The organism is Paenibacillus sp. LHD-117, from assembly GCF_030929555.1.
In the GTDB taxonomy this organism is placed as follows: domain Bacteria; phylum Bacillota; class Bacilli; order Paenibacillales; family Paenibacillaceae; genus Pristimantibacillus.
The window spans coordinates 16209-35595 of the sequence record NZ_JAVFVT010000035.1 but is presented as its reverse complement, the minus strand read 5'-3'; the positions used below and the strand labels follow the sequence as shown (position 1 = coordinate 35595).

The window sequence follows — 19387 nt, the reverse complement described above, 5'->3', positions numbered from 1 at the left end:
CCGGCCGCAGCGGCCACCGGAGGGACAAAGTGATTTTTTTTGAATTCTATGGCGCTTGAGGATTGGGACTGGGGTTGGCTGCGCTCCGGCGGGTAACTTTTCTTTTCGTTGCCGTTTGTTCGTCGTCCTGTCTCGGCGAATCGGTTCTGGCACTCGCCGCCGCCGACATTTTGTGCTGCTTCTGCTTGTATCGCCACAACGCATATTCCAAGGGCTTGACGATGGCCTGCCGGTACACTTCCGTTTCTCCCGCGCGGATGAACACTTCTCTGGCAGGTTTCGGATTGACCTCGATGAGCCAGATGCGTCCGTTCTTGTCGATGGCCAGATCGATGGCCAGCTCGCATAGCGCGCCGCAGCAAAGCTCGAGGTAAGCGGCCAGCGAAGCGCCGAACTCCGCTACTTCCTCTTTGATCGCTTCCCTCTTCGCGGCGTCGCCGATCCACTGCTCGAGCAGCTGATCCATCTTCGCCGCCCGGCCGCCTCCGTGGAGATTCGCCGTAATGCTTCCCGGAGCCCCGACGCGGCCCGCGCATCCCGTGACCTGCCACCTGCCTTCTCCGTTCTTCTGAACGAGCATCCGGTAATCGTGGACGCAGCCGTTCTTCAGCTTGAGCTGGATGCCTTGCTGCACGATATAGCGGACATCCTTCAGGTTCCAATGGGCCAAATACCCGCTTAGCTTATCGCTGCTCATGCGCTGCGGCGGCACGATCCGGCGGTCTTGATCCCGGCCCTGTACGTGCAGCATGCCGCCCTGCAGCCTCTCGATCCGAAGGATGCCTCGCCCTCCGGTGCCGTTAATCGGCTTCAAATACAGCAGGGGAAAGCTGCGCAGCATCTCGCGGATATCGTCCACCGAGCCGATGTAACGCGTTTTCGGCAAGTACGTGCTGAAGCGGACATCCTTCGAGAGCAGCGTATGGATCTGCCACTTGTTGCGAAGCGGCCTATTGAGGAACGTAAGATGGTTATAACGGGAACGGAATTTGAGCAGCTCGTCGTAACGGTGCGAATGCTGAATCCGGCAACGATCGAAGATGAGATGGGGGAAGGACGTCCATCGCCGAACCCATCGGCCCGTTTCCGGATGGTAGAACAGCGCATGAATCCGATTTTTGCCGACGTTCACGTCTTGAGGAGTAAACACGAACACGTGCAAGCCGAGTTTGCGCCCTTCGACGGTCATTCTCTGATAATAGCTTCTCTCTTCCAAAGTTCCGGCATCATTGAGGTAGAGTGTCAATATGCCCAGTACGGGCTGCGTCATGCAGGATTCCCCTTTCGAACCTGAGCGTCGATTTGCCGGTTGGCCCTTTATGGATCGAGACTGCCTTCATTCCAAGCCGGAAGCACAGCGCCATGCTGGGGATGTTATCGGCCGCGACGTGGCAAGCGAGCCGCCCGAGACGGTTGATCATGGCCTTCATCATGACCGTTCCCGCACCTAGCCTTCGCGCTCCGGGATGGACCACGAGCAGGCAGCCTCCGTCCCCGCCGTCGGCCGCGAAGCCGAGACCGGTCATGCGGCCGCCCTGCTTGGTCACGGCGATGACCGCTCTGCTGTGCCCGCTGCCGTCCGATTCCAGCCATGCGGCTTCCAAATCCCGGAACGCCTGAAGAGAAGCGGTCGTGATCCGCTTCTCGCCATTGCGAATGACGAAACCGAGCAGCTTCCTCCGTTCCGAGCGCCATGTTTCCGGTGTCAGAAGCAGCAGCTCCATGTTAAGCGCCTCCCGCTTGCTTGGATTTTTTGCGCGCTAGATACGCGCTGTAATGAAAGATTCGTTCTAGCGACTTCTGCCGGATATGGGGCTCGTCGAATTTCATCGGCTTGGAATTGGCTTCGAAGAACCATAGGTTTCCTTCGCTGTCGATGCCGAGGTCCATGGACATCTCGCCGAGCCGCTGTCCCGACGCTCTCTCGATCTGCCTTGCGATGAGGACGGACGTCGATTTCACTTTCTGTAACAGCATATGAGCCTGCTCCACGTCGAATGAATGGATCAGGAGCTTCTCCGGATCCTCGATCCGCCCTCCCCTGGGAACATGCGTCGTAATGCTGGATGCCCCGGCAAGCCGGGCTCCGAGTCCCGTAAGTTCCCAAATGCCGCGGCGGTTCTTCTGGACGAGCGCCCGAAGGTCGAAGCGCCGCTCCTTGAAGGAGGCGAGAGGAATGCCCTGCTGGGCAATATAGGCCGCTCCGCCGCTTTGCTTCTGAATGCGGATCCATAGCTTCTGCAGCGAAGAACAGTTGTACGTGGAGCTTTTTTTGTCTTCCTGTATTTTGAGCCGGTACGGCAATGTTTTCTCTTGATGGACGCGGACGGTCATAATGCCCTTGCCCGCTTTGCCGCTTTCCGGCTTCAGGTAGAGGTACGCATGCTTGCGCATCAGCCGGCCAAGCCCGCTGACGTTCACCAGCCGTCTGGTCGTCGGGATGAATGGCCTCGTACGGCTGGATTTGCGCAGCCATTCGAACAATTGCCATTTGTTGAAGAAGGATGGGTTGAACAGCGTAAGCCTGGCGTGATTGCGGCATGCGATAATTTTTTGCCTGACGGCCGGCTGCATCTCGTCCTCGCGCTGTGGAATGCGGTTATAGATAATGTCAGGGAACGGGAGGAGCGCCTTCTGCCACTGGCCGCTCTCCTTGTGGAATATAAATCCTTTCAATTTCTTGCGGTGGAGCAACAGTTGTTTGGCGGTCAAAACATAAACGACGAAGCCCATCGATTGGCCGGTGCGGATTAGATCCGCGAAATTGCTGCGGTTGCCTCGGAAATTCCCGTTCGGCTCGTCAATCGTCAAGATCGCTAGGACCGGCATCGGCATGCCTCGCGCGGCGACTTGCGTTTCTCTTTCTTCTTGCGTATGCATGTTCATTAGCCTTTTCCCCCCTGGAAGCGGCTCAAATACAAGCAATGGTCGACGATGTAGGAGACGGAAGCTTTGCCTTCGGAACGGAGCGCCGGAAGCTTGAAGATGGAGCGGCCCGGCTTGGCGTTGGCTTCGAACATCCAAACCTCGCCCGATTTGTCGATGCCGATGTCGAGTCCCAGCTCGCCGAGACGGTGAGGATAGTTGCGCTCGATCGCTTCGGACAGCTTGACGGCGACCCGCCTGGCCTTCTCAAGAATGAAGCTTGAATCGTCCCCGAAGGTACGGCTAAGCGCCTGATCCGGCGTCAGGAGGGATCCTCCGCTCTTCACATGGGTCGTGACGCTTCCCCGACCCGCTTTCTTGGCGCCGATGCCGGCCGCGATCCAGCGATTGTTTCCGTTCTTGTGCATGTGGAAGCGGAAGTCGATCGGACATCGTTCGAGCTCGATGAGCCGAATGCCTTGCTGGGCGACGTAGTGGCTCATGCGGCTTCCGAGCCTGGCCTGCAGCATCCGCATCATGGTTTGGAAGCTGCTGTAGCGGACGAGCACATTCTCGGCGCCTCGCCGGTACCGGACGAAATAACCTCGGCGGGGATGGTACGTCAGCCTGTAAATGCCGATGCCGAGGCTGCCGCCTGTCGGTTTGTAGTACAGAAACTTATGTTTCTCAAGCAGCTCCTTTATTTTGGCCGAAGAGGGGTTTGGTACGGATTCCGGCAGATGGGCGAGCGCTTCGGGATCGTTGTCCAGCAACTTGTAGACGTCGGCCTTGTTCAAGAAGCTCCAGTTGAAGATCGGAATTTGCCGCTTCACGAAGCGCTCCCTCACGGCGCTGATATAAGCCGAGGTTTCCGCCTGGCGGTTCGGCAGACGGTTATAGATGACGTCGGGCAGCGGTACGATTCTCCGGAACCAGCCGCCCTGGGCGTTTAAGAAATAGCCGTTGACCGTCTCCTGCTGCCAGTTGATGTCGCTTGGCGTGAAGCCGAACATAAACGCCTTGCGGTCGCCCGAGCGGATGACCTGCTTAATAAAGCTTGAGCGCGAGCCGAAAGGACTGCTATCCGAACTGTGGATGAAGTCCGTCAAGACGCCGACAAGCGGGCCGAGCTGGATTTCGTTCTCGCCGTTCGCTTGCACGAAGACGTTGCCCGACTTGGGGATGCGGATCGATTGGCGGACGCCCGCGGACAGATACAAGTGGTTGCCGGCCCGCTTCAGCGGTTTGATCGCGGCGGCGATGACCTCATTGCCCAGCTTGAGAAGGATCGACTTTTTGCCGGATAGCTTGAGCTGCCCTATGAGCGGCCTGGAGACGTAAACGACTTTATCGGAATGCTGGGAGAAGTGGACGTTGCAAGTTGTCAAACTCATCGATGAACCTCCTGAACTTTTCAAGACCATTGCATCATGGCCGATGTTTCGATTCTGGGCGGGAGAGGCGGTCGGATGCGGATTCGCCGGCTTTCGGAAAGGTCGGGGCGTTGCGATTCGTCAAATAACGGGCGTATTGCAAGAGCCGGATAATGGAAAGCTTTGCCGCTTTCTGGTCGCCGGTCAGATGAAAGGACTCGCGTCCCGGCTTGGCGTTAACTTCCAGAAGCCAAAGCTTGCCGCTGGGCTCGAGGCCGAAGTCGAAGGCGAGCTCGCCGAATCGGCCGAAGCTCTCCTCCAGGAGCAAAGCGGTTTGCCCGCTTATCGCATGGATTTTCTTAAGCAGATGTTCGGCTTTGGTTGGCATGAAGTTGGCGGCGAGCGTATCTGCCGCAGGCTCCGCGACGCCTCCGCCGTGCAGGTTGGAGGTCAGGGAATCCGGGCTTCCTAGGCGGGCGGCCGATCCGGACACCTGCCATGTCCCTCGTTCGTCCTTCTGGAGCAGCACGCGGATATCGTAGGGGCGGTCGTCGGCGCTGCGCAGCGGCAGATACGGCTGAACTAAAAACGGCGAGCTGCCCATAAACGATTGCAGCCACGCGCCGAGCGCCGCGAAGCTCCGGAAGGTTTCCTTGAACGGGACGTTGTTCCGCGTTCTGCCGAACACGGTCAGCTCGCCCGGCGTCCACGGGGACGCCTCGATATGAAGAAACCCTCTGCCTTGCATGCCCGCCGCCGGCTTCAGGACGGCACCTTGCGGAAGCTCCGGCAAAATCTCTTCGAGCTGGGCGACCGTGCGGTAATGGGCAGTCTGGGGCAAATAGGGGGCGATCGCGGAACGCCCGCGCAAACAATCGTATACCTGAAGCTTGGAAGGGAGCCTGCCATTGATGCGTTCATGGTGTTTCCACTCGCTCATCCCGCTGAGCGCGGCGGCGCATCGTCTCTGGCTGTCCGCCGACTTGGGGAAACTTCGATCGTACACGACGTCCGGGAGCGGAACAAGAGCGAGCTTCCATCCCCCTTGCTCGAATTTGCAGCCGGCAAGCTTGCCTGTATCGGGGTCGAAGCCGTCGGGCGAGAACACGTACACGTCAATGCCAAGCGAAGCCGCGGCCGCGCTAAGATTGCGGCTCAAGCGGGGCTCCGGCGGCAGTACGGCGCCAGGCGCGAATTGGCTCGCTCCCTTCAATGCCGCTGCCATAATGCCAAATGCGATCGTTCGTTGCGGCATGGCTGCTGCCTCCTTAAAATCCCGACAAATGCCGGGCGTATTGGATCATCATCTTTACGGAAGGTCTTATCTTCCCTTCGGTCAAAGGGGTGTTATCGTTCTTGGACGGCTTCGAGTTCACTTCGAGCAGCCATACCTTCCCGCCGGTATCGAGCGCCAGGTCGATGCCTAGCTCGCCGAAGTGCGCGGGGATATGGGTGTCGATGCCCTGCGCGACCTGCAGCGCGGCGAGCCTTAGCCGCTTTGCGGAATCGAGCCTGCTGACGCTGTTGTTCATGTTGCATTTGGCTACCGCCGCGCTGACGGTGCTGAGAGAGCCTCCCCGCGCCAGATTGGACACGAATTGCTGGCTGCCCGCCGTACGGGCCACGATGGACGTAATCATCCACTTGCCGGCGGCGTTCTTCTGGACGAGGGCGCGGAAGTCGACGGGGCGCTTCTGGATTTCGATCAAGTGCAAGCCTTGCTGGATTTGGTAACGGGCCGTTTTCATTTTGGCGGAGATGGACGCATATAGTTTAGGCAAGGTAGGGTAAACCACTTTCTTGGAGCCCGTGCTGGTCGCGTGTAGAGCCTGGTAGCTCTCGCCTTCCAGATGGGATACGCGGATGATGCCTTTTCCCAGGCTGCCGCGGGCGGGCTTCAGGAACACGTGGCCGTACCGCTCGCACATCTTCTTGAACGTGGCGTAATTGCGAAGCAGATACGATTCGGGCAAGTAGCGGTGAAGCTCGGCATCCTTCTGAAGCGCGTCGAACACTTCTGTTTTATCGAGAAATTTCTCGTTGAACACGGCGGTCGCGTGGAGTCGCTTCAACTCGCCAAAAAATTGTTGGACGTCCGGGCTGTTTTCCTGCTTCCTCGAGGTCAGCCGATTGTTCACAACATCCGGAGCCGGCATCGGCTGCTGTCGCCAGCCGCCGGCGTAAATCCAGCCTTCGATCGAGCTTGCGCTGCCGGTCAGCTGATCCGGCGTGAAAAAATAAACGAACGCCCCTTGCGCCTTGCACGCTTCGACCAGCTCTTTGCAGAACATGGTGATGGCGCCGAACGGTTTATCCGGCGTTCCGGGATAATCCCGGCTGACGAGTACGCCGATCAGCGGCCCGACGGAGATGATGCCCGAGCGGTAAGAGAACCGAAGCTGCGTGCGGTTAGAGGGCGGAAGCCCCATCTTCTCTGCCAGTGTAGGGCTGATGCGCAGTCCGTCCAGCTTGGACGAGGGGATAATCTTGAGCGATTGGCGGAATGCGCCGAATTTTAACTGCACATGCTGCCCGACCGGGATTTTCCATAGCTTCACATAGGCATCGCCTAACATGACCGTATCCTCCGGCAGCGTGCCGGAGCTCGTCACCTGTATGGCAACTTTCGTTTTGAGCATTTCGATTCTCCTTCCAAACCAGGAGCAATTGCGAATAGAGACATGGGCCTATGGGTGTTTGCGCGAACTAATTCATCATATGAGCCGGGCGCCCCGATTGTGATAAACGCCCTGTCATACGGAGCCGGAAGCGAGCATATACTGCATACTGCGAAGGATGGCGGACAAGCCGGAGGTTGGCGCGAGAAGGAAGAAGCGGGCGAGGCGCGTCCCAGGCGCTTTGAAGACGTACGTTCGTAACGTCTTAGCAGCTCCGAGAGCGCAGCAAAAGCGGGCTAAGACGTTCGTAACGTCTTAGAAGCTCCGGCAGCGCAGCAAAAGCGGGCTAAGACGTTCGTAACGTCTTAGCAGCTCCGAGAGCGCAGCAAAAGCGGGCTAAGACGTTCGTAACGTCTTAGCAGCTCCGAAAGCGCAGCAAAAGCGGGCTAAGACGTTCGTAACGTCTTAGAAGCTCCGGCAGCGCAGCAAAAGCGGGCTAAGACGTTCATAACGTCTTAGAAGCTCCGAGAGCGCAGCATTTGTGCTTTGACGTTAATAACGCCGTAGATAGCTTGCATAGTCACTGTTGGCGTCGTAGGTGAGCTTAATGATAGGTCGTTGGGTAAACGAATTTAGAAGGAGCTGAGCGGAGTGGGGAAAAAACAAGCGGGGAAGCTGAAGCATGCGGTTTATATTTTGGCGGCGGCTGGGATGTTGTTCTATGCGTTCGCGGGCGTGGACTTGGCGGATTTGGATGGCGCCGGCGGCTTGTTTTGGTTTCTATGGCTAGTATTCGCAGGCGTTATCATAGCCGCTAACGCGAACATTTTGCTTATGTCGGAGGAGAAGCGCGAGGATCTGGCCAGGGTGAAGCGTGCTAAGATCGCTCAGCGCGAGAAGACGATCATGAACTTTGTGGACCGCCGTGCCAAAAGCGAGGTTCGCCGCGTGCGCGGTCGTTGATGGGCCTAGTCTAAGAGCAGATCTCCGAGGAGGAATGCTCGGAAACATTATACGATCGAGCCGATTGAAAGAGTCACATTACGTGGGCGAAGAAAGCGTAGTTTGTCGGTCCTGCCGACAAAGTAGCCCCAAACGGGCCGAAGAAAGCCTAGTTTGTCGGTCCTGCCGACAAAGTCGCCCCAGACAGGCCGAAGAAAGCCTAGTTTGCCGCTCCTGCCGACAAAGTAGCCCCAAACGGTCCGGAGAAAGCCGGGTTTGTCGGACCCGCCGACAAAGTCGCCCCAAACGGGCCGAAGAAAGCCTAGTTTGCCGCTCCTGCCGACAAAGTCGCCCCAAACGGTCCGGAGAAAGCCGGGTTTGTCGGTCCTGCCGACAAAGTCGCCCCAAACGGTCCGCGGGCAGGCCCCATATGGACAAAGACGCTCCGCCGCAGGCGACTGGCCGCGGCGGAGCGTCTTTGTTTTTTCCAAATATAAGACAGTGTAATTTTTCTCCGTACTGTGCTTATATTTCTCGGAATGAAACTCGCTGCGCCACCAAAGGGCAGCGACAGCCGTTTCACCTTGGTTATTCCATCTCCCGGAACTGGACGAGCTGCTTGACGAATCGGTAGACGGCTTCCTGTTCCTTTAGGTTTAGTCCCGTCATTTGGCTGACGATTTTGTCCGAGTAGCTGCCGGACTCGCCCCCCTCGAAACGCGTAGTGCCGCCGACGTGAACGAGCTGCTCCAGCGGGGTCTGCAGCGCGGAAGCGATTTTGCCGAGCACGTCGATTGTCGGATTTTTTTCTCCCCGTTCCACTTGTCCCATGTAAGAAGCATTGATTTCGGCGCGCAATGCCAGCTGTTCCTGGCTTAATCCCTTGGATTTGCGCACCAGCCGAATGTTCTCGCCGATCTTGCGCCCAATGTCGCTCATCCGTGTCACCTCAGCCTAACGATAGGGTTTTGGCAGCCGCGCGGGCAACGCTCTATAGTATGTATAAAAAACAGCGTCTATAGTCATTGACTATTATGTGGATGATTTATTATAATTAACATAAAAATACCAAATGTGATAGACTGGTGGCGATTATGGGTGAAGCCGGGTGAGTCTGCTATGATGGTGGAAGAATTTGAGTTTTATCGCAAGGTAAGGGCTAATTATTGCAATGTGTCGTTCATGATGTGGTTCACGTATCGGCTGTCGCATCGGCACAGCAAAACCGCCACAGCCAGAGGCGCTTTCAGTTGCGGCGTGAACGCGCATACGCAGACGCTGGAATATACGATCCAACTAAAGTCGGAACCGATTGGGCGGCCATACAGCGAGAGCGGAACGTTTTTATTTCCCAGCGTCTATGAAGAGATTCCGCAGCAAGTCATCGAATACGAGAATTATCCGATTCATAAGCAGCGATATCGTGTTCCGATCACCTACGATTGGCATGAATTTGTGAGGAGCGGGGCGCGGTCGGGGATCAACGTACATACGATGCAAGCGCTGCTGGGCAAGTGGAAGCTCCGCGGCAAGGGCGAGGACTTCGTCGACGCGAAGCTCAAGGTGACGAAGCTGCAATTCGACTGGTAGTCGAAATTTCCAATCGGATCTCCTATAATGGAAGCAGACGAGGAGTGATCCAGGAATGGCTTCCATCCATGATTCGGGCAGTGAAACGAGCACCAAGCATGAACAAATTTTGCAGCATATTCAAGGGCTTAAGATTGGGACGAAAATTTCGGTGCGCGCGATCGCGAAGAAACTAGGCGTCAGCGAAGGCACCGTTTATAAGGCGTTTAAGGAGGCTGAAGCTTCCGGACTGGTAAGCACGAAGGAACGGATCGGAACGGTGCGGATCGATCGGAAGCGGCGCGACGCCCTCGACCAGCTGACCTTCGGCGAAGTCGCGGAGATCGTCGAAGCGCGAATATTCGGCGGCGCGGACGGTCTCGACAAGTCGCTTCATAAGTTCGTCATCGGCGCGATGGAGCTTGACGCGATGTTGCGCTATATCGACATTGGCAGTCTGCTGATCGTCGGCAACCGCGTCAGCGCCCATCGCTGCGCGCTGGAACAGGGGGCCGGCGTCCTCATTACGGGCGGCTTCGAGCCGAGCGCGGAGGTCGTGCGTTTGGCGGACGAGCAGGGGTTGCCTATCCTATCGTCCAGGCACGATACGTTCACCGTCGCTTCCATGATTAACAGGGCGATGTTCGACCGGCTGATCAAACGCAAAATCATGTTGATCGAGGACATCGTGACATTCAGCAAGCCGGCGGACGTCATCAAGTCCGGTTCGGAGTTGTCCGACTTCCACCGCCTGTCGCGCGAGACGGGCAATTTCCGTTTCCCGGTCGTGGACGAACGGGGCCGGGTCATCGGCATGATCACGGCAATGGACGCGCTCGGCTCGGCGGATCATGCGCAGGTTGACCGCGTCATGACAAGGCATCCGATTACCGCCGCGCCGAACATTACCGTAACGTCCGCCGCCCATACGATGGCAGCCGAAGGCATCGATCTTCTCCCGATCGTGGATCGGCATCGCAAGCTGCTCGGCGTCGTTACCCGCAGGGAGGTCCTCGATGCGATGCGCTTCGCGGGCAAGCAGCCGGAATCGGGAGAGACGTTCGAAGATTTGATGTGGTCAGGCTTTATCCAGTCGGAAACGAATGGAGCGGAGGAAGCGAGCATTAGCTACAAAGGGACGATAACGCCTCAGATGTCCGGCGCGCTCGGCATGGCCTCGGAGGGACTGATCTCGACGCTCATGACGCAGGCGGCGAGACGGATGATCCTTGAGACCGGCAAGAGGGATTTCCTTCTGGAGAGCATGACCTCGTATTACGTAAGGCCGGTGCAGATCGATAGCGAGGTGACGATCAAGCCGAAGGCGATGGAACTGTCGAGGAAGTTCTCCAAGCTGGAGATCGAGGTGCTGGACGGGAAGGGGCTGGCCGCCAAAGCCATGCTAACGGCGCAAATGATCGATCCCTATTAGAGGATGTTCAAAAAGTCCGATTTTGATCACGAAGCAATTCAGGTAGCTTAATCGACATCGAATCTTTTCTGAAACCCACGAAAGTGAAGTGTAGCTTTGAAGTCTATTCCGATTACTTTCGTGGGGCCCGAGGTTGCCGGAACAAGCATATGCTTTCGAAGTATGTTTCCTTCGGAAACATTGCAGGTGCTCACGTAGCCTCCACTAAGCGTATGCTTTCGATGTCGTTTTCTTCGAAAACGTTGACCGCTCCTCATTTCCTAGCTTTATTCAACCTTCTACAGCGTTTTTGAAAAAAAACGCAGCATCGGAAGCAGAGGCTACGGTGCTGAAAACCGAACTTTTTGAACTTGGACTTTAAGAGGAACGGGGTTATCCCCGATCCGTTGCCCGTATCGCGCCGAGAGTGCGCAGTCCGGCGAATAGGTTGAATAGACCGATGACCATGAACACGGCGCCGATCACGATCTTAAGCGTCGATTCATCCGACATGAACAGCTGAATGATCGAGATGAAGAGCAGCATGACGCCCATGCTAATGTTCATTCGGGCAGCGTTCAGCCCGCGTTTTCTGGCGTCGGTGGATCGTCTTGCCCTAAAGCTGTAAACGACGGACAAGACAAGCGAGACGAGAATGACGGGGAATAGCACCCACTGCAGCAATTGTAGTTGTTCCATTAGTTGTAATACTCCTTTTATTGGCTGGATGGCATCGTTTCGTCGTCTATTGTACCATGTTCCGCCGCGATTTGCCTTCTGCCGAGCCGATCAGGTCGACGGAGCTTTGGCGGCCAGATGCGCGGTCATCCAGATTTGAAGCACGTTGTCGGCGAGAAGCACCGTCTTGATTTCGATGGTATAGTCCTTCCCGTTCACGTCCGAATAGGTTTTGCTCTCCAGCAGCTTTCGGGCGAGGGCGGCGTCGGCATCGATGTCGAAGATGCTGCGCCCCAGGAAGATGGACAAATCCTCCTTAACGCGCTTTATCAGCTCCGTTTCCGTCAAACGGTTGAGCGGCGTGCGGGAATCACGCGTATTTCCCTCCATGACGCGGAGCTGAATTCTTTTGATCACCGTATGCTGGTTCTTGAATTGGGTTAATTCCCGTATATCCCCTTCGTATTGCTCCAGCTTGGACTCCAGCCCGTAAACCGTGTTGTACATCGACTCGAACTTCGCCACGAACAACGAATGAAGCACGGCCGCCCCGACGACCGATCCGGCCAGGAATACCCCCAGAAGACGCAACGCGTTCACGTATTTGTCGAAAGCCGGCAATCTCATCGCTCACGCCGCTCCTTTGCACACCAGCTTTACCAGCTCCGTAGCCACATGGGCCCCCAGAAACGCGAAAATAATAAAGGCGATCTGCTGCGCCACGGGCGACAGCTGCCCTGCAGAAATATTGCTTTCGATCACCCTGACGGGGTCTATGGAGCCTCCGATCGCGGCTACGATCGCCCATATTTTAAGTCGGAGCGCCGTATCCACCATGACGGTAGCCGGGGGCAGCACCAAGAAGACGGAGCCGATTCCCGCTAACATGGACCCCCCGAGCACGATGCCGAACGCGATAAAAAAATCCAACCCCGCTTTTGACAGAAAGTAGGACATCGATCCTCCTCCTTTTCGTATAGCCAGTCCCTTATCCCATTCTATGGGCGCGTCCGATTCAATTATGATAAAATAGAAGAAATACGAATCCATGTTCGGAACAAAAAGGGGGCGGTTGGGATGGCAGCGATAGGAGAAGCGTCATTCGTGCATTTGCACGCGCATAGCGAATATAGCTTGCTGGACGGCGCGGCGCGCATTCGCGAGCTTACCGCGAGGGCGGCGGAGCTCGGGATGAAGGCGCTTGCGCTGACGGACCATGGCGTGATGTACGGAGCGATCCCGTTTTACAGGGCCTGCATGGCTAACGGCATTAAGCCGATCATCGGATGCGAGTTCTATTTGACGGCAGGCTCGCGGCACGAGAAAGGCGCTCGCAAGGATAATCCAACCTATCATTTGATCTTGCTCGCGAAGAACGAAGCGGGATACAGAAATGTAATGAAGCTCTGCTCGATCGGCCACTTGGAAGGGTTCCACTATAAGCCTCGCATCGATATGGAATCGCTGGCAAGCCATTCGGAAGGGCTGATATGCTTAAGTTCATGCCTGAAGGGCGAAGTCTCGCAGCATTTGCTTTTCGACCGGCGGGAGGATGCGAAGGCGGCGGCGCTGCGCTACAAGGAAATTTTCGGGGACGACTTCTATTTGGAATTACAAGATCACGGCATGCTGGAGCAGAAGAAGGTAGCGGGCGAGATGATCGGATTGGCGCGCGAGCTCGGAATCAAGCTCGTCGCGACCAACGACGTCCATTATTTGCGTCCGGAGGATGCCGAAGTGCAGGATGTGCTGATCTGTATCGGCACGGGGAAGACCGTGGAGGACGGCGACAGGCTGCGCATCGGAACGAACCAGTTGTATATGAAGAGCGCGGGCGAGATGGAGGCGTTGTTTCGCCACGTGCCGGAAGCGATCGCACACACGGTGGAAATCGCGGACAAATGCGAGCTGCAGCTGACGCTTGGCCGCGCGGCGCTGCCGACCTTCCGTCCGGTGCCCGAAGGAAGCAGCTCTTCCCGGTATTTGGCGGATCTGTGCAAGGACGGACTCATGTCGCGTTACGCGGGAGTGCCGGCCTGGACGACGGACGAGAGCTTCTGCAGGAAGGCGGAGGAGCGACTGGACTACGAGCTTTCCGTCATCGACAACATGGGATTCAGCGACTATTTCCTGATCGTGTGGGATTTTATTCGTTTCGCCCATGAGCGGGGCATCCGCACCGGACCGGGCAGGGGGTCGTCGGCGGGCAGCCTCGTAGCCTATACGCTTCGGATTACGGACGTCGACCCGCTGAAGTACAAGCTTCTATTCGAACGATTCCTGAATCCCGAGCGCATAACGATGCCGGATATCGATATCGACTTCAACGACGAACGGAGAGACGAGGTCATCTCGTACGTCGCGGCGAAATACGGGGAAGAACATGTCGCGCAAATCATCACGTTCGGCACCATGGCGGCCAAAGCCGCCGTTCGGGACGTCGGCCGCGCGCTGAACGTGCCGTTCCAGGAGGTGGACAGGGCGGCCAAGCTGATCCCCGGCCAGCTCGGCATAACGCTGGAGGAGGCGATCCGGACGAGCGGCGAGCTTCGCGACGCCTGCGAGCGCCAGCCGAAGACGGATGCGCTGCTGCGGATGGCGATGAAGGTGGAAGGGATGCCGAGGCATGCCTCCACGCACGCAGCCGGCGTCGTTATCGCCAAGGAGCCGCTCACCCAGTACGTACCCCTGCAGCAAGGCGGCGAATCGATCCCGCTCACGCAATATTCCATGGAGCATCTCGAGGCGATCGGGCTGCTGAAGATGGATTTCCTGGGCTTGCGGACCCTGTCGATCCTGGAGCGGACGCTCGGCTGGATCAAGGAGCTCGCGGGCAAGGAGATCGACTTCCGGAGCGTGAGCGACGCCGATCCGGAGACATACGCGATGCTCGGCCGAGGAGACACGACGGGTATCTTTCAGCTCGAGTCGGCGGGCGTTCGGCGCGTACTGCGGGAGCTGAAGCCTACTGCTTTCGAGGATATCATTTCGGTCCTTGCATTATATCGTCCGGGTCCGATGGAATTCATTCCTAAATACATCGCAGGCAAACACGGCAAGGAAGCCGTGGACTACCCGCATGAATCGCTGGAGCCGATACTCGCCGATACGTACGGCATTATCGTCTACCAGGAGCAGATCATGCAGATCGCTTCGCTGATGGCGGGCTTCTCGCTCGGAGAAGCCGATCTGCTGCGAAGAGCCGTTTCGAAGAAGAAACGCGAAGTGCTGGACGAGGAGCGGGGGCATTTTGTCAAAGGAAGCCTGTCGCAAGGATACGGCGAAGTCGAGGCCAACCGCGTCTACGATATGATCGTCCGTTTCGCGGATTACGGCTTCCCGCGCGCGCATGCCGCGGCCTATGGCGTTCTGGCGTTTCAGACGGCGTGGCTGAAGGCGCATTACCCGGTCCCGTTCATGGCGTCCATGCTGGCTTCGGTCACAGGGAATATGCGCAAGACGGCGGAATACGCGGACGAATGCAGACGGATGGGCATCACCGTGTTGCCGCCCGACGTCAACGAAAGCGGTGCGTCGTTCACGCCCGTAGGCGGCTCCGTGCGATTCGGGCTGGCTTCCGTCAAGAACGTGGGCACGCAGGCGATCGAAGCGATCCGGAAAGAACGGGCGGCAGGACCTTACGCGAGCCTGCTCGATCTATGCAAGCGCGTGGACTTGCGCGTCGTGAACAAACGCGTGCTGGAATCGTTGATCCAAGCTGGGGCATGCGATTCGCTTCCGGGTCATCGGGCGCAGCTGCTGGCCGCACTGGAGGAGACGGTGGAGACGGCTCAGAAATGGCGCAAGGAGCGGGAGGAGCTGCAGATCGAGCTGTTCGGCTTCGAGGAAGTGCAGAATTGGGACGTGGAGCTGCCGGAGATCCGGGAGTTCACGACGGCGCAGAAGCTGGACTTCGAGAGGGAGCTGCTCGGCATGTATTTGTCCGGCCATCCGCTCGATCATGTTTCGGCGCAGCTCGAGGGGCTCGAGCTGGACCGGCTCGTGGAGCTGACGGACGCGCCTGACGGCTACGTGGCTACCGTAGGCGTCATGGTCGCCGGACTGAAGCCGTTCACGAATAAGAAAGGCAACGCAATGGGTTTCCTTGAGCTCGAGGATCGTATCATGCGAGTGGAGGCTGTCGTGTTTCCCGCGGTTTGGAAACGGTGCGGCGGCAAGCTGGAGCGGGAAGGGCTGGCCATCGTGCAGGCGACCGTTCAGCAGCAGGACGACGATTACAAGCTGCTGGTAGAGGATGTCGTGCCGATCGGCCCCGAGCACGAGGCGGCAAGCCTGGCCGCGCAGGTGAAGCGGCTTCGCCAGCAGGCGAGGAATAGAGCGAGCCGCAGCGCCGGAGCGGCAGGCGGACAGGCGCTGCCGCCGGCTGCCGGAGGAGGAGCGCCGCAAAGCCGAGCCGGCGGTGCCGGCCCGATTGCCGAAGCGGATCGGGCGCCGAGGAGCGCATACCCGTCCGGCGGCGGGAGGCCGCAAAACGCGCCAAGCCCTGCGGCCGATGCGCGCGCGCGGAATGCCGGCTCGGCCCAATCTGCTTCGGGCACGGGCGGCTTCTCTGGCGCTCCGGACATGCGGAAGCAGCGCATGTATATCAAAATCACGGCGGAGAAGGAACGCTCCGATGTGCTGAACAAGCTGAAGCAGGCGCTTGTTTCGCATCCCGGCCGGCTCGATACCGCGCTGTTCTACGAAGGCGACGGCAAAGTGATTGCGTTAAGCGACAGTCATCGCGTAACGCCGTCGCCAGAGCTCAAACGATTGATCGAGCGGCTGCTCGGGCCGGATACCGTCGTCATCAAGTAGGACATCCGATCGCGGGAACGATCTTGTTTTTGTATGCACATTATGGCTTGTACGAGCATATGCATAGAGATACAAGCAGTAGCGAGAGGATGAAGCCGATGAACGGAATAGAGAAGTGGCTGGCGAAACGCGGCGTCAGCGTGGACGACGTGGCAGAGATCGTGTATACCTTGCAGCGACCCTACAATGCGGATCTGACGATCGAGGAATGCGAGGTTAGCGTGCGTGCGGTGCTGGAGAAACGCGAGGTTCAGTACGTCCTTTACACGGGCATCGCCCTCGACGAGTTGGCTGAGCGGCGGCTGCTTCCGGAGCCGCTTCAGGCCATCATGGAGAAGGATGAATCGCTGTACGGCGTGGACGAGACGCTCGCGCTCGGCATTACGAACGTATACGGCATGATCGGCCTCACCAGCTTCGGTTATTTGGACAAAGTGAAGCCGGGAATCATACGCCAGTTGAACCTGAAAGGCGAGAAAATCCACGTGTTTCTGGATGATCTCGTAGCCGGCTTGGCGGCGGCGGCGTCGGCGAGAATCGCCCATGGAGACCCCAAAGCGAACCAATATCATTTGCCCGAATCGCCATGATTATGTTATCATTATGACATCATATGGCCTTTGGCGGGGTCAAGTTCTGTTTACACCCGTAAAGCGAACGATGTTGACCACACTAGAATTCGCGTGTTTCCGAGGACGTCGGATCGTACATTCTATATGGCGATAAATCCTTCCTTACGCTTACGAAGCGCAGTTTGCATGGTAAACTATTCAATTGATCGACGTTCCAAGACCTCGAAAGAAGTTTACTCAAATTCTAAGGATTCATTATTCCCTCTTATACGGGCTTAGAATTCACCGTGAAACGTTAGCTTTTGACGCGAGTGGACGGCGACTGCCGTCTATACTAGCGCAATGCTTCAGGAGGTACCATGATGTGGACGGTTATCTACATTGCACCAACAGCAAAAATGGCAGAAAACATCAGGAAACGGCTTACGGAAGAAGGTTTTTTGGTCAAAATCCGGCCCGTCAATCTGTCCAAACAGCAATATGAGATTCTGGTACCGTCCGGCGAGCTGGAGGAAGTGCAGGAAGTATTCAACTCCATCATCCGCCCATGACGATCGGTTCGATATTATTGCGCCTTGAGAGGTGTCACATACGTGCAAATTAAGGACTTATTTTCGAAAAAAAAATACGCAACGATTCCATCGGCGACTACGGAGCGTCCCAAACGCGATATTCCGGAAGGCCTAATGAACAAGTGCTCCAAATGCGGCACGATTCATTACAGCAAGGAATTGGAGAAAAACTTGAAGGTATGCTCGTCATGTGGGCATCATTACCGGCTTAGCGCGTGGGAGCGGATCGGAATGACGCTCGATGACGGGCGTTTGTTTGAATACGATGCCGAGATGGAGTCGGTTGATCCGCTCGGCTTCCCGGGCTACAAGAACAAACTGGAGCAGCAGAAGGCGAAGTCGAACCTGCGCGATTCCGTCGTAACGGGCGAAGGCCGCATCGGTGGATTTCCCGTCGTCGTCGCCGTAATGAGCTTCGACTTCTTCACGGGCAGCATGGGATCCGTCGCGGGAGAGAAGATTACGAGAGCGATCGAAGCCGCGCATAAGAAGCGCCTTCCGCTTATCATCTTCTCCACGTCGAGCGGAGCGCGGATGCAAGAGAGCATCCTGAGCTTGATGCAGATGGCGAAGACGAGCGCGGCGTTATCGAAGTTTCAGGGAGACGGCGGTTTGTACATTTCCGTCTTCACGGATCCGACGACGGGCGGCGTTTCCGCCAGCTTCGCGAGCCTTGGCGACTACAATTTGGCCGAGCCCGGCGCTCTAATCGGATTCGCCGGCCGTATCGTCATCGAACAGACGATACGCCAGAAGCTTCCGGACAACTTCCAAACCGCGGAGTTCAACCTGCAGCACGGTCAGCTCGACAAGGTCGTTCACCGCAAGGATATGAAACAAACGTTGACGCAATTGCTGGACATGCATTGCGCGAAGGAGGGGTCGTTCGATGGCGAATGAGCTGCCTTTCGAGAAGCCGATCGTTGAGATGCGCCAGAAAATAACGGAACTGAAGAGCCTTAGCGTGGACAAAGGCATCGACTTCACCGAGGAGATTCTTCGGCTGGAGGAACGCTGCAAGCAGCTCGAAGAGGAGTTGTACAGCGAGCTGACGCCTGCGCAGAAGATGCATCTGGCCCGTCATCACGGGCGTCCGACTTCGCTTGACTTCATCGGCGCCATCTTCACGGACTTCATGGAGCTTCATGGCGACCGTCTCTTCGCCGACGATCTGGCGATCGTGGGCGGCCTTGCGAAGCTGAACGGCATGCCGGTGACCGTCATCGGCCATCAGAGAGGCAAGGACACTCGCGACAATATCGCGCGATTCTTCGGCAGCCCCCACCCGGAGGGCTTCCGCAAGGCTTTGCGCCTGATGCAGCAAGCGAATAAGTTTGGCCGCCCGATCATGACGTTCATCGATACCAAAGGCGCCTATCCCGGCAACACGGCCGAGGAGAGGGGTCAATCCGAGGCGATTGCCCGCAATTTGAGGGAGATGGCCGGTTTCGGCGTTCCGATCGTCTGCGTGGTTATCGGCGAGGGCGGAAGCGGCGGCGCTCTTGCGCTTGGCGTGGGCAACCGCGTGCTGATGCTCGAGAACGCGATTTATTCGGCCATTTCGCCGAACGGCGCGGCGTCGATTCTGTGGAAGGACGCTTCCAGGGCGGACCAAGCCGCTGAAGCGATGAAAATTACGGCGAAGGATTTGCTTGAATTCGGCATCATCGAAGGGATTATCGAGGAGCCGCAAGGCGGCGCCCATCGAGATCTGGAGTTCCAAGCCGACGCGATCAAGCAGGCGCTCTGGACTCATCTTCAAGAGCTTCTCGGCATGAATGCGGAAGAGCTGATCGAGGACCGATATCAGAAGTTCCGCAAGATCGGCTATTTCCAAATGGCCCAGCTTCAGCGCGACGAGAACGCCGAAGCGGCTTCTGGCGGAGCGCCGGAGGCGCCGTCCGCGGCGGCTTCCGAAGAGAACGCCGAAGCGGCGCCGACAATCAACTAACTAGGCGTTACAACCGCC

At 57.4% G+C, this 19387-nt stretch carries 18 protein-coding genes; 8 read left to right on the top strand and 10 right to left on the bottom strand.

Annotated elements, in window-relative coordinates:
- Nucleotides 1–46: 46 nt before the first annotated feature.
- From RB620_RS23255 to RB620_RS23230, 6 genes are read right to left on the bottom strand one after another with little or no spacing between them, the layout of a single operon-like run.
- Nucleotides 47–1270 carry a YheC/YheD family endospore coat-associated protein gene (locus RB620_RS23255; protein ID WP_308098550.1) on the bottom strand — a complete coding sequence of 408 codons (1224 nt, stop codon included), beginning with the start codon at nucleotides 1268–1270 and terminating at the stop codon, nucleotides 47–49.
- Complete coding sequence (locus tag RB620_RS23250) at nucleotides 1227–1724, bottom strand: GNAT family N-acetyltransferase (RefSeq protein ID WP_308098548.1); 498 nt, start codon at nucleotides 1722–1724, stop codon at nucleotides 1227–1229. The genes RB620_RS23255 and RB620_RS23250 overlap by 44 nt, the downstream gene beginning before the upstream one ends.
- A 1-nt stretch (nucleotide 1725) precedes the next feature.
- A complete protein-coding gene (locus tag RB620_RS23245; protein ID WP_374121451.1) occupies nucleotides 1726–2886 on the bottom strand; it encodes a YheC/YheD family endospore coat-associated protein in 1161 nt (386 codons plus the stop codon).
- The gene (locus RB620_RS23240) at nucleotides 2886–4259 is read right to left on the bottom strand and encodes a YheC/YheD family endospore coat-associated protein (RefSeq protein ID WP_308098546.1); all 1374 of its coding nucleotides are present in this window, start codon (nucleotides 4257–4259) and stop codon (nucleotides 2886–2888) included. Before RB620_RS23240 ends, RB620_RS23245 begins: the two co-directional genes overlap by 1 nt.
- Nucleotides 4260–4293: 34 nt before the next feature.
- Nucleotides 4294–5493, bottom strand: coding sequence for a YheC/YheD family endospore coat-associated protein (locus tag RB620_RS23235; RefSeq protein WP_308098544.1), 1200 nt, complete (start codon nucleotides 5491–5493; stop codon nucleotides 4294–4296).
- A 13-nt stretch (nucleotides 5494–5506) separates the two neighbouring features.
- Nucleotides 5507–6877, bottom strand: a complete 1371-nt coding sequence (locus tag RB620_RS23230) for a YheC/YheD family endospore coat-associated protein (RefSeq protein WP_308098542.1) — start codon at nucleotides 6875–6877, stop codon at nucleotides 5507–5509.
- 630 nt (nucleotides 6878–7507) lie between these two features.
- Here RB620_RS23230 and RB620_RS23225 point away from each other — a divergent pair.
- Nucleotides 7508–7819: a hypothetical protein gene (locus tag RB620_RS23225; RefSeq protein WP_308098540.1), complete on the top strand. Its 312-nt coding sequence runs from the start codon at nucleotides 7508–7510 to the stop codon at nucleotides 7817–7819.
- Between the two features lie 567 nt (nucleotides 7820–8386).
- On the opposite strand, the gene RB620_RS23220 is transcribed toward RB620_RS23225, so the two are convergent.
- Nucleotides 8387–8737, bottom strand: a complete 351-nt coding sequence (locus tag RB620_RS23220) for a helix-turn-helix domain-containing protein (RefSeq protein ID WP_308098538.1) — start codon at nucleotides 8735–8737, stop codon at nucleotides 8387–8389.
- A 180-nt stretch (nucleotides 8738–8917) separates the two neighbouring features.
- Here RB620_RS23220 and RB620_RS23215 point away from each other — a divergent pair, with 180 nt between their 5' ends.
- A complete protein-coding gene (locus RB620_RS23215) occupies nucleotides 8918–9388 on the top strand; it encodes a hypothetical protein (protein ID WP_308098536.1) in 471 nt (156 codons plus the stop codon).
- 55 nt (nucleotides 9389–9443) lie between these two features.
- Nucleotides 9444–10799 carry a DRTGG domain-containing protein gene (locus tag RB620_RS23210; protein ID WP_308098534.1) on the top strand — a complete coding sequence of 452 codons (1356 nt, stop codon included), beginning with the start codon at nucleotides 9444–9446 and terminating at the stop codon, nucleotides 10797–10799.
- Nucleotides 10800–11171: 372 nt separating this feature from the next.
- Here RB620_RS23210 and RB620_RS23205 read toward each other — a convergent pair whose 3' ends face one another.
- From RB620_RS23205 to RB620_RS23195, 3 genes are all read right to left on the bottom strand, one after another.
- Nucleotides 11172–11477 carry a YtpI family protein gene (locus tag RB620_RS23205; protein ID WP_308098532.1) on the bottom strand — a complete coding sequence of 102 codons (306 nt, stop codon included), beginning with the start codon at nucleotides 11475–11477 and terminating at the stop codon, nucleotides 11172–11174.
- A 90-nt stretch (nucleotides 11478–11567) separates the two neighbouring features.
- Nucleotides 11568–12083, bottom strand: coding sequence for a sporulation membrane protein YtrI (locus RB620_RS23200; RefSeq protein ID WP_308098530.1), 516 nt, complete (start codon nucleotides 12081–12083; stop codon nucleotides 11568–11570).
- Between the two features lie 3 nt (nucleotides 12084–12086).
- Complete coding sequence (locus RB620_RS23195) at nucleotides 12087–12413, bottom strand: YtrH family sporulation protein (protein WP_308098528.1); 327 nt, start codon at nucleotides 12411–12413, stop codon at nucleotides 12087–12089.
- A gap of 120 nt (nucleotides 12414–12533) precedes the next feature.
- Between RB620_RS23195 and RB620_RS23190 the strand changes: the two genes are divergently transcribed.
- The 5 genes from RB620_RS23190 to RB620_RS23170 all read left to right on the top strand — a co-directional run bounded on the left by RB620_RS23190 (nucleotide 12534) and on the right by RB620_RS23170 (nucleotide 19369).
- Nucleotides 12534–16274: a DNA polymerase III subunit alpha gene (locus RB620_RS23190; RefSeq protein ID WP_308098526.1), complete on the top strand. Its 3741-nt coding sequence runs from the start codon at nucleotides 12534–12536 to the stop codon at nucleotides 16272–16274.
- 98 nt (nucleotides 16275–16372) lie between these two features.
- Nucleotides 16373–16864 carry a phosphatidylglycerophosphatase A family protein gene (locus RB620_RS23185; protein ID WP_308098524.1) on the top strand — a complete coding sequence of 164 codons (492 nt, stop codon included), beginning with the start codon at nucleotides 16373–16375 and terminating at the stop codon, nucleotides 16862–16864.
- A gap of 344 nt (nucleotides 16865–17208) precedes the next feature.
- A complete protein-coding gene (locus tag RB620_RS23180; protein WP_308098630.1) occupies nucleotides 17209–17397 on the top strand; it encodes a glutamate decarboxylase in 189 nt (62 codons plus the stop codon).
- A gap of 42 nt (nucleotides 17398–17439) precedes the next feature.
- A complete protein-coding gene (gene accD, locus RB620_RS23175; protein WP_308098522.1) occupies nucleotides 17440–18318 on the top strand; it encodes an acetyl-CoA carboxylase, carboxyltransferase subunit beta in 879 nt (292 codons plus the stop codon).
- Nucleotides 18308–19369 (top strand): acetyl-CoA carboxylase carboxyltransferase subunit alpha, encoded by a 1062-nt coding sequence (locus tag RB620_RS23170; RefSeq protein WP_308098520.1) that lies wholly within the window; start codon nucleotides 18308–18310, stop codon nucleotides 19367–19369. Before accD ends, RB620_RS23170 begins: the two co-directional genes overlap by 11 nt.
- Nucleotides 19370–19387 lie beyond the last annotated feature (18 nt).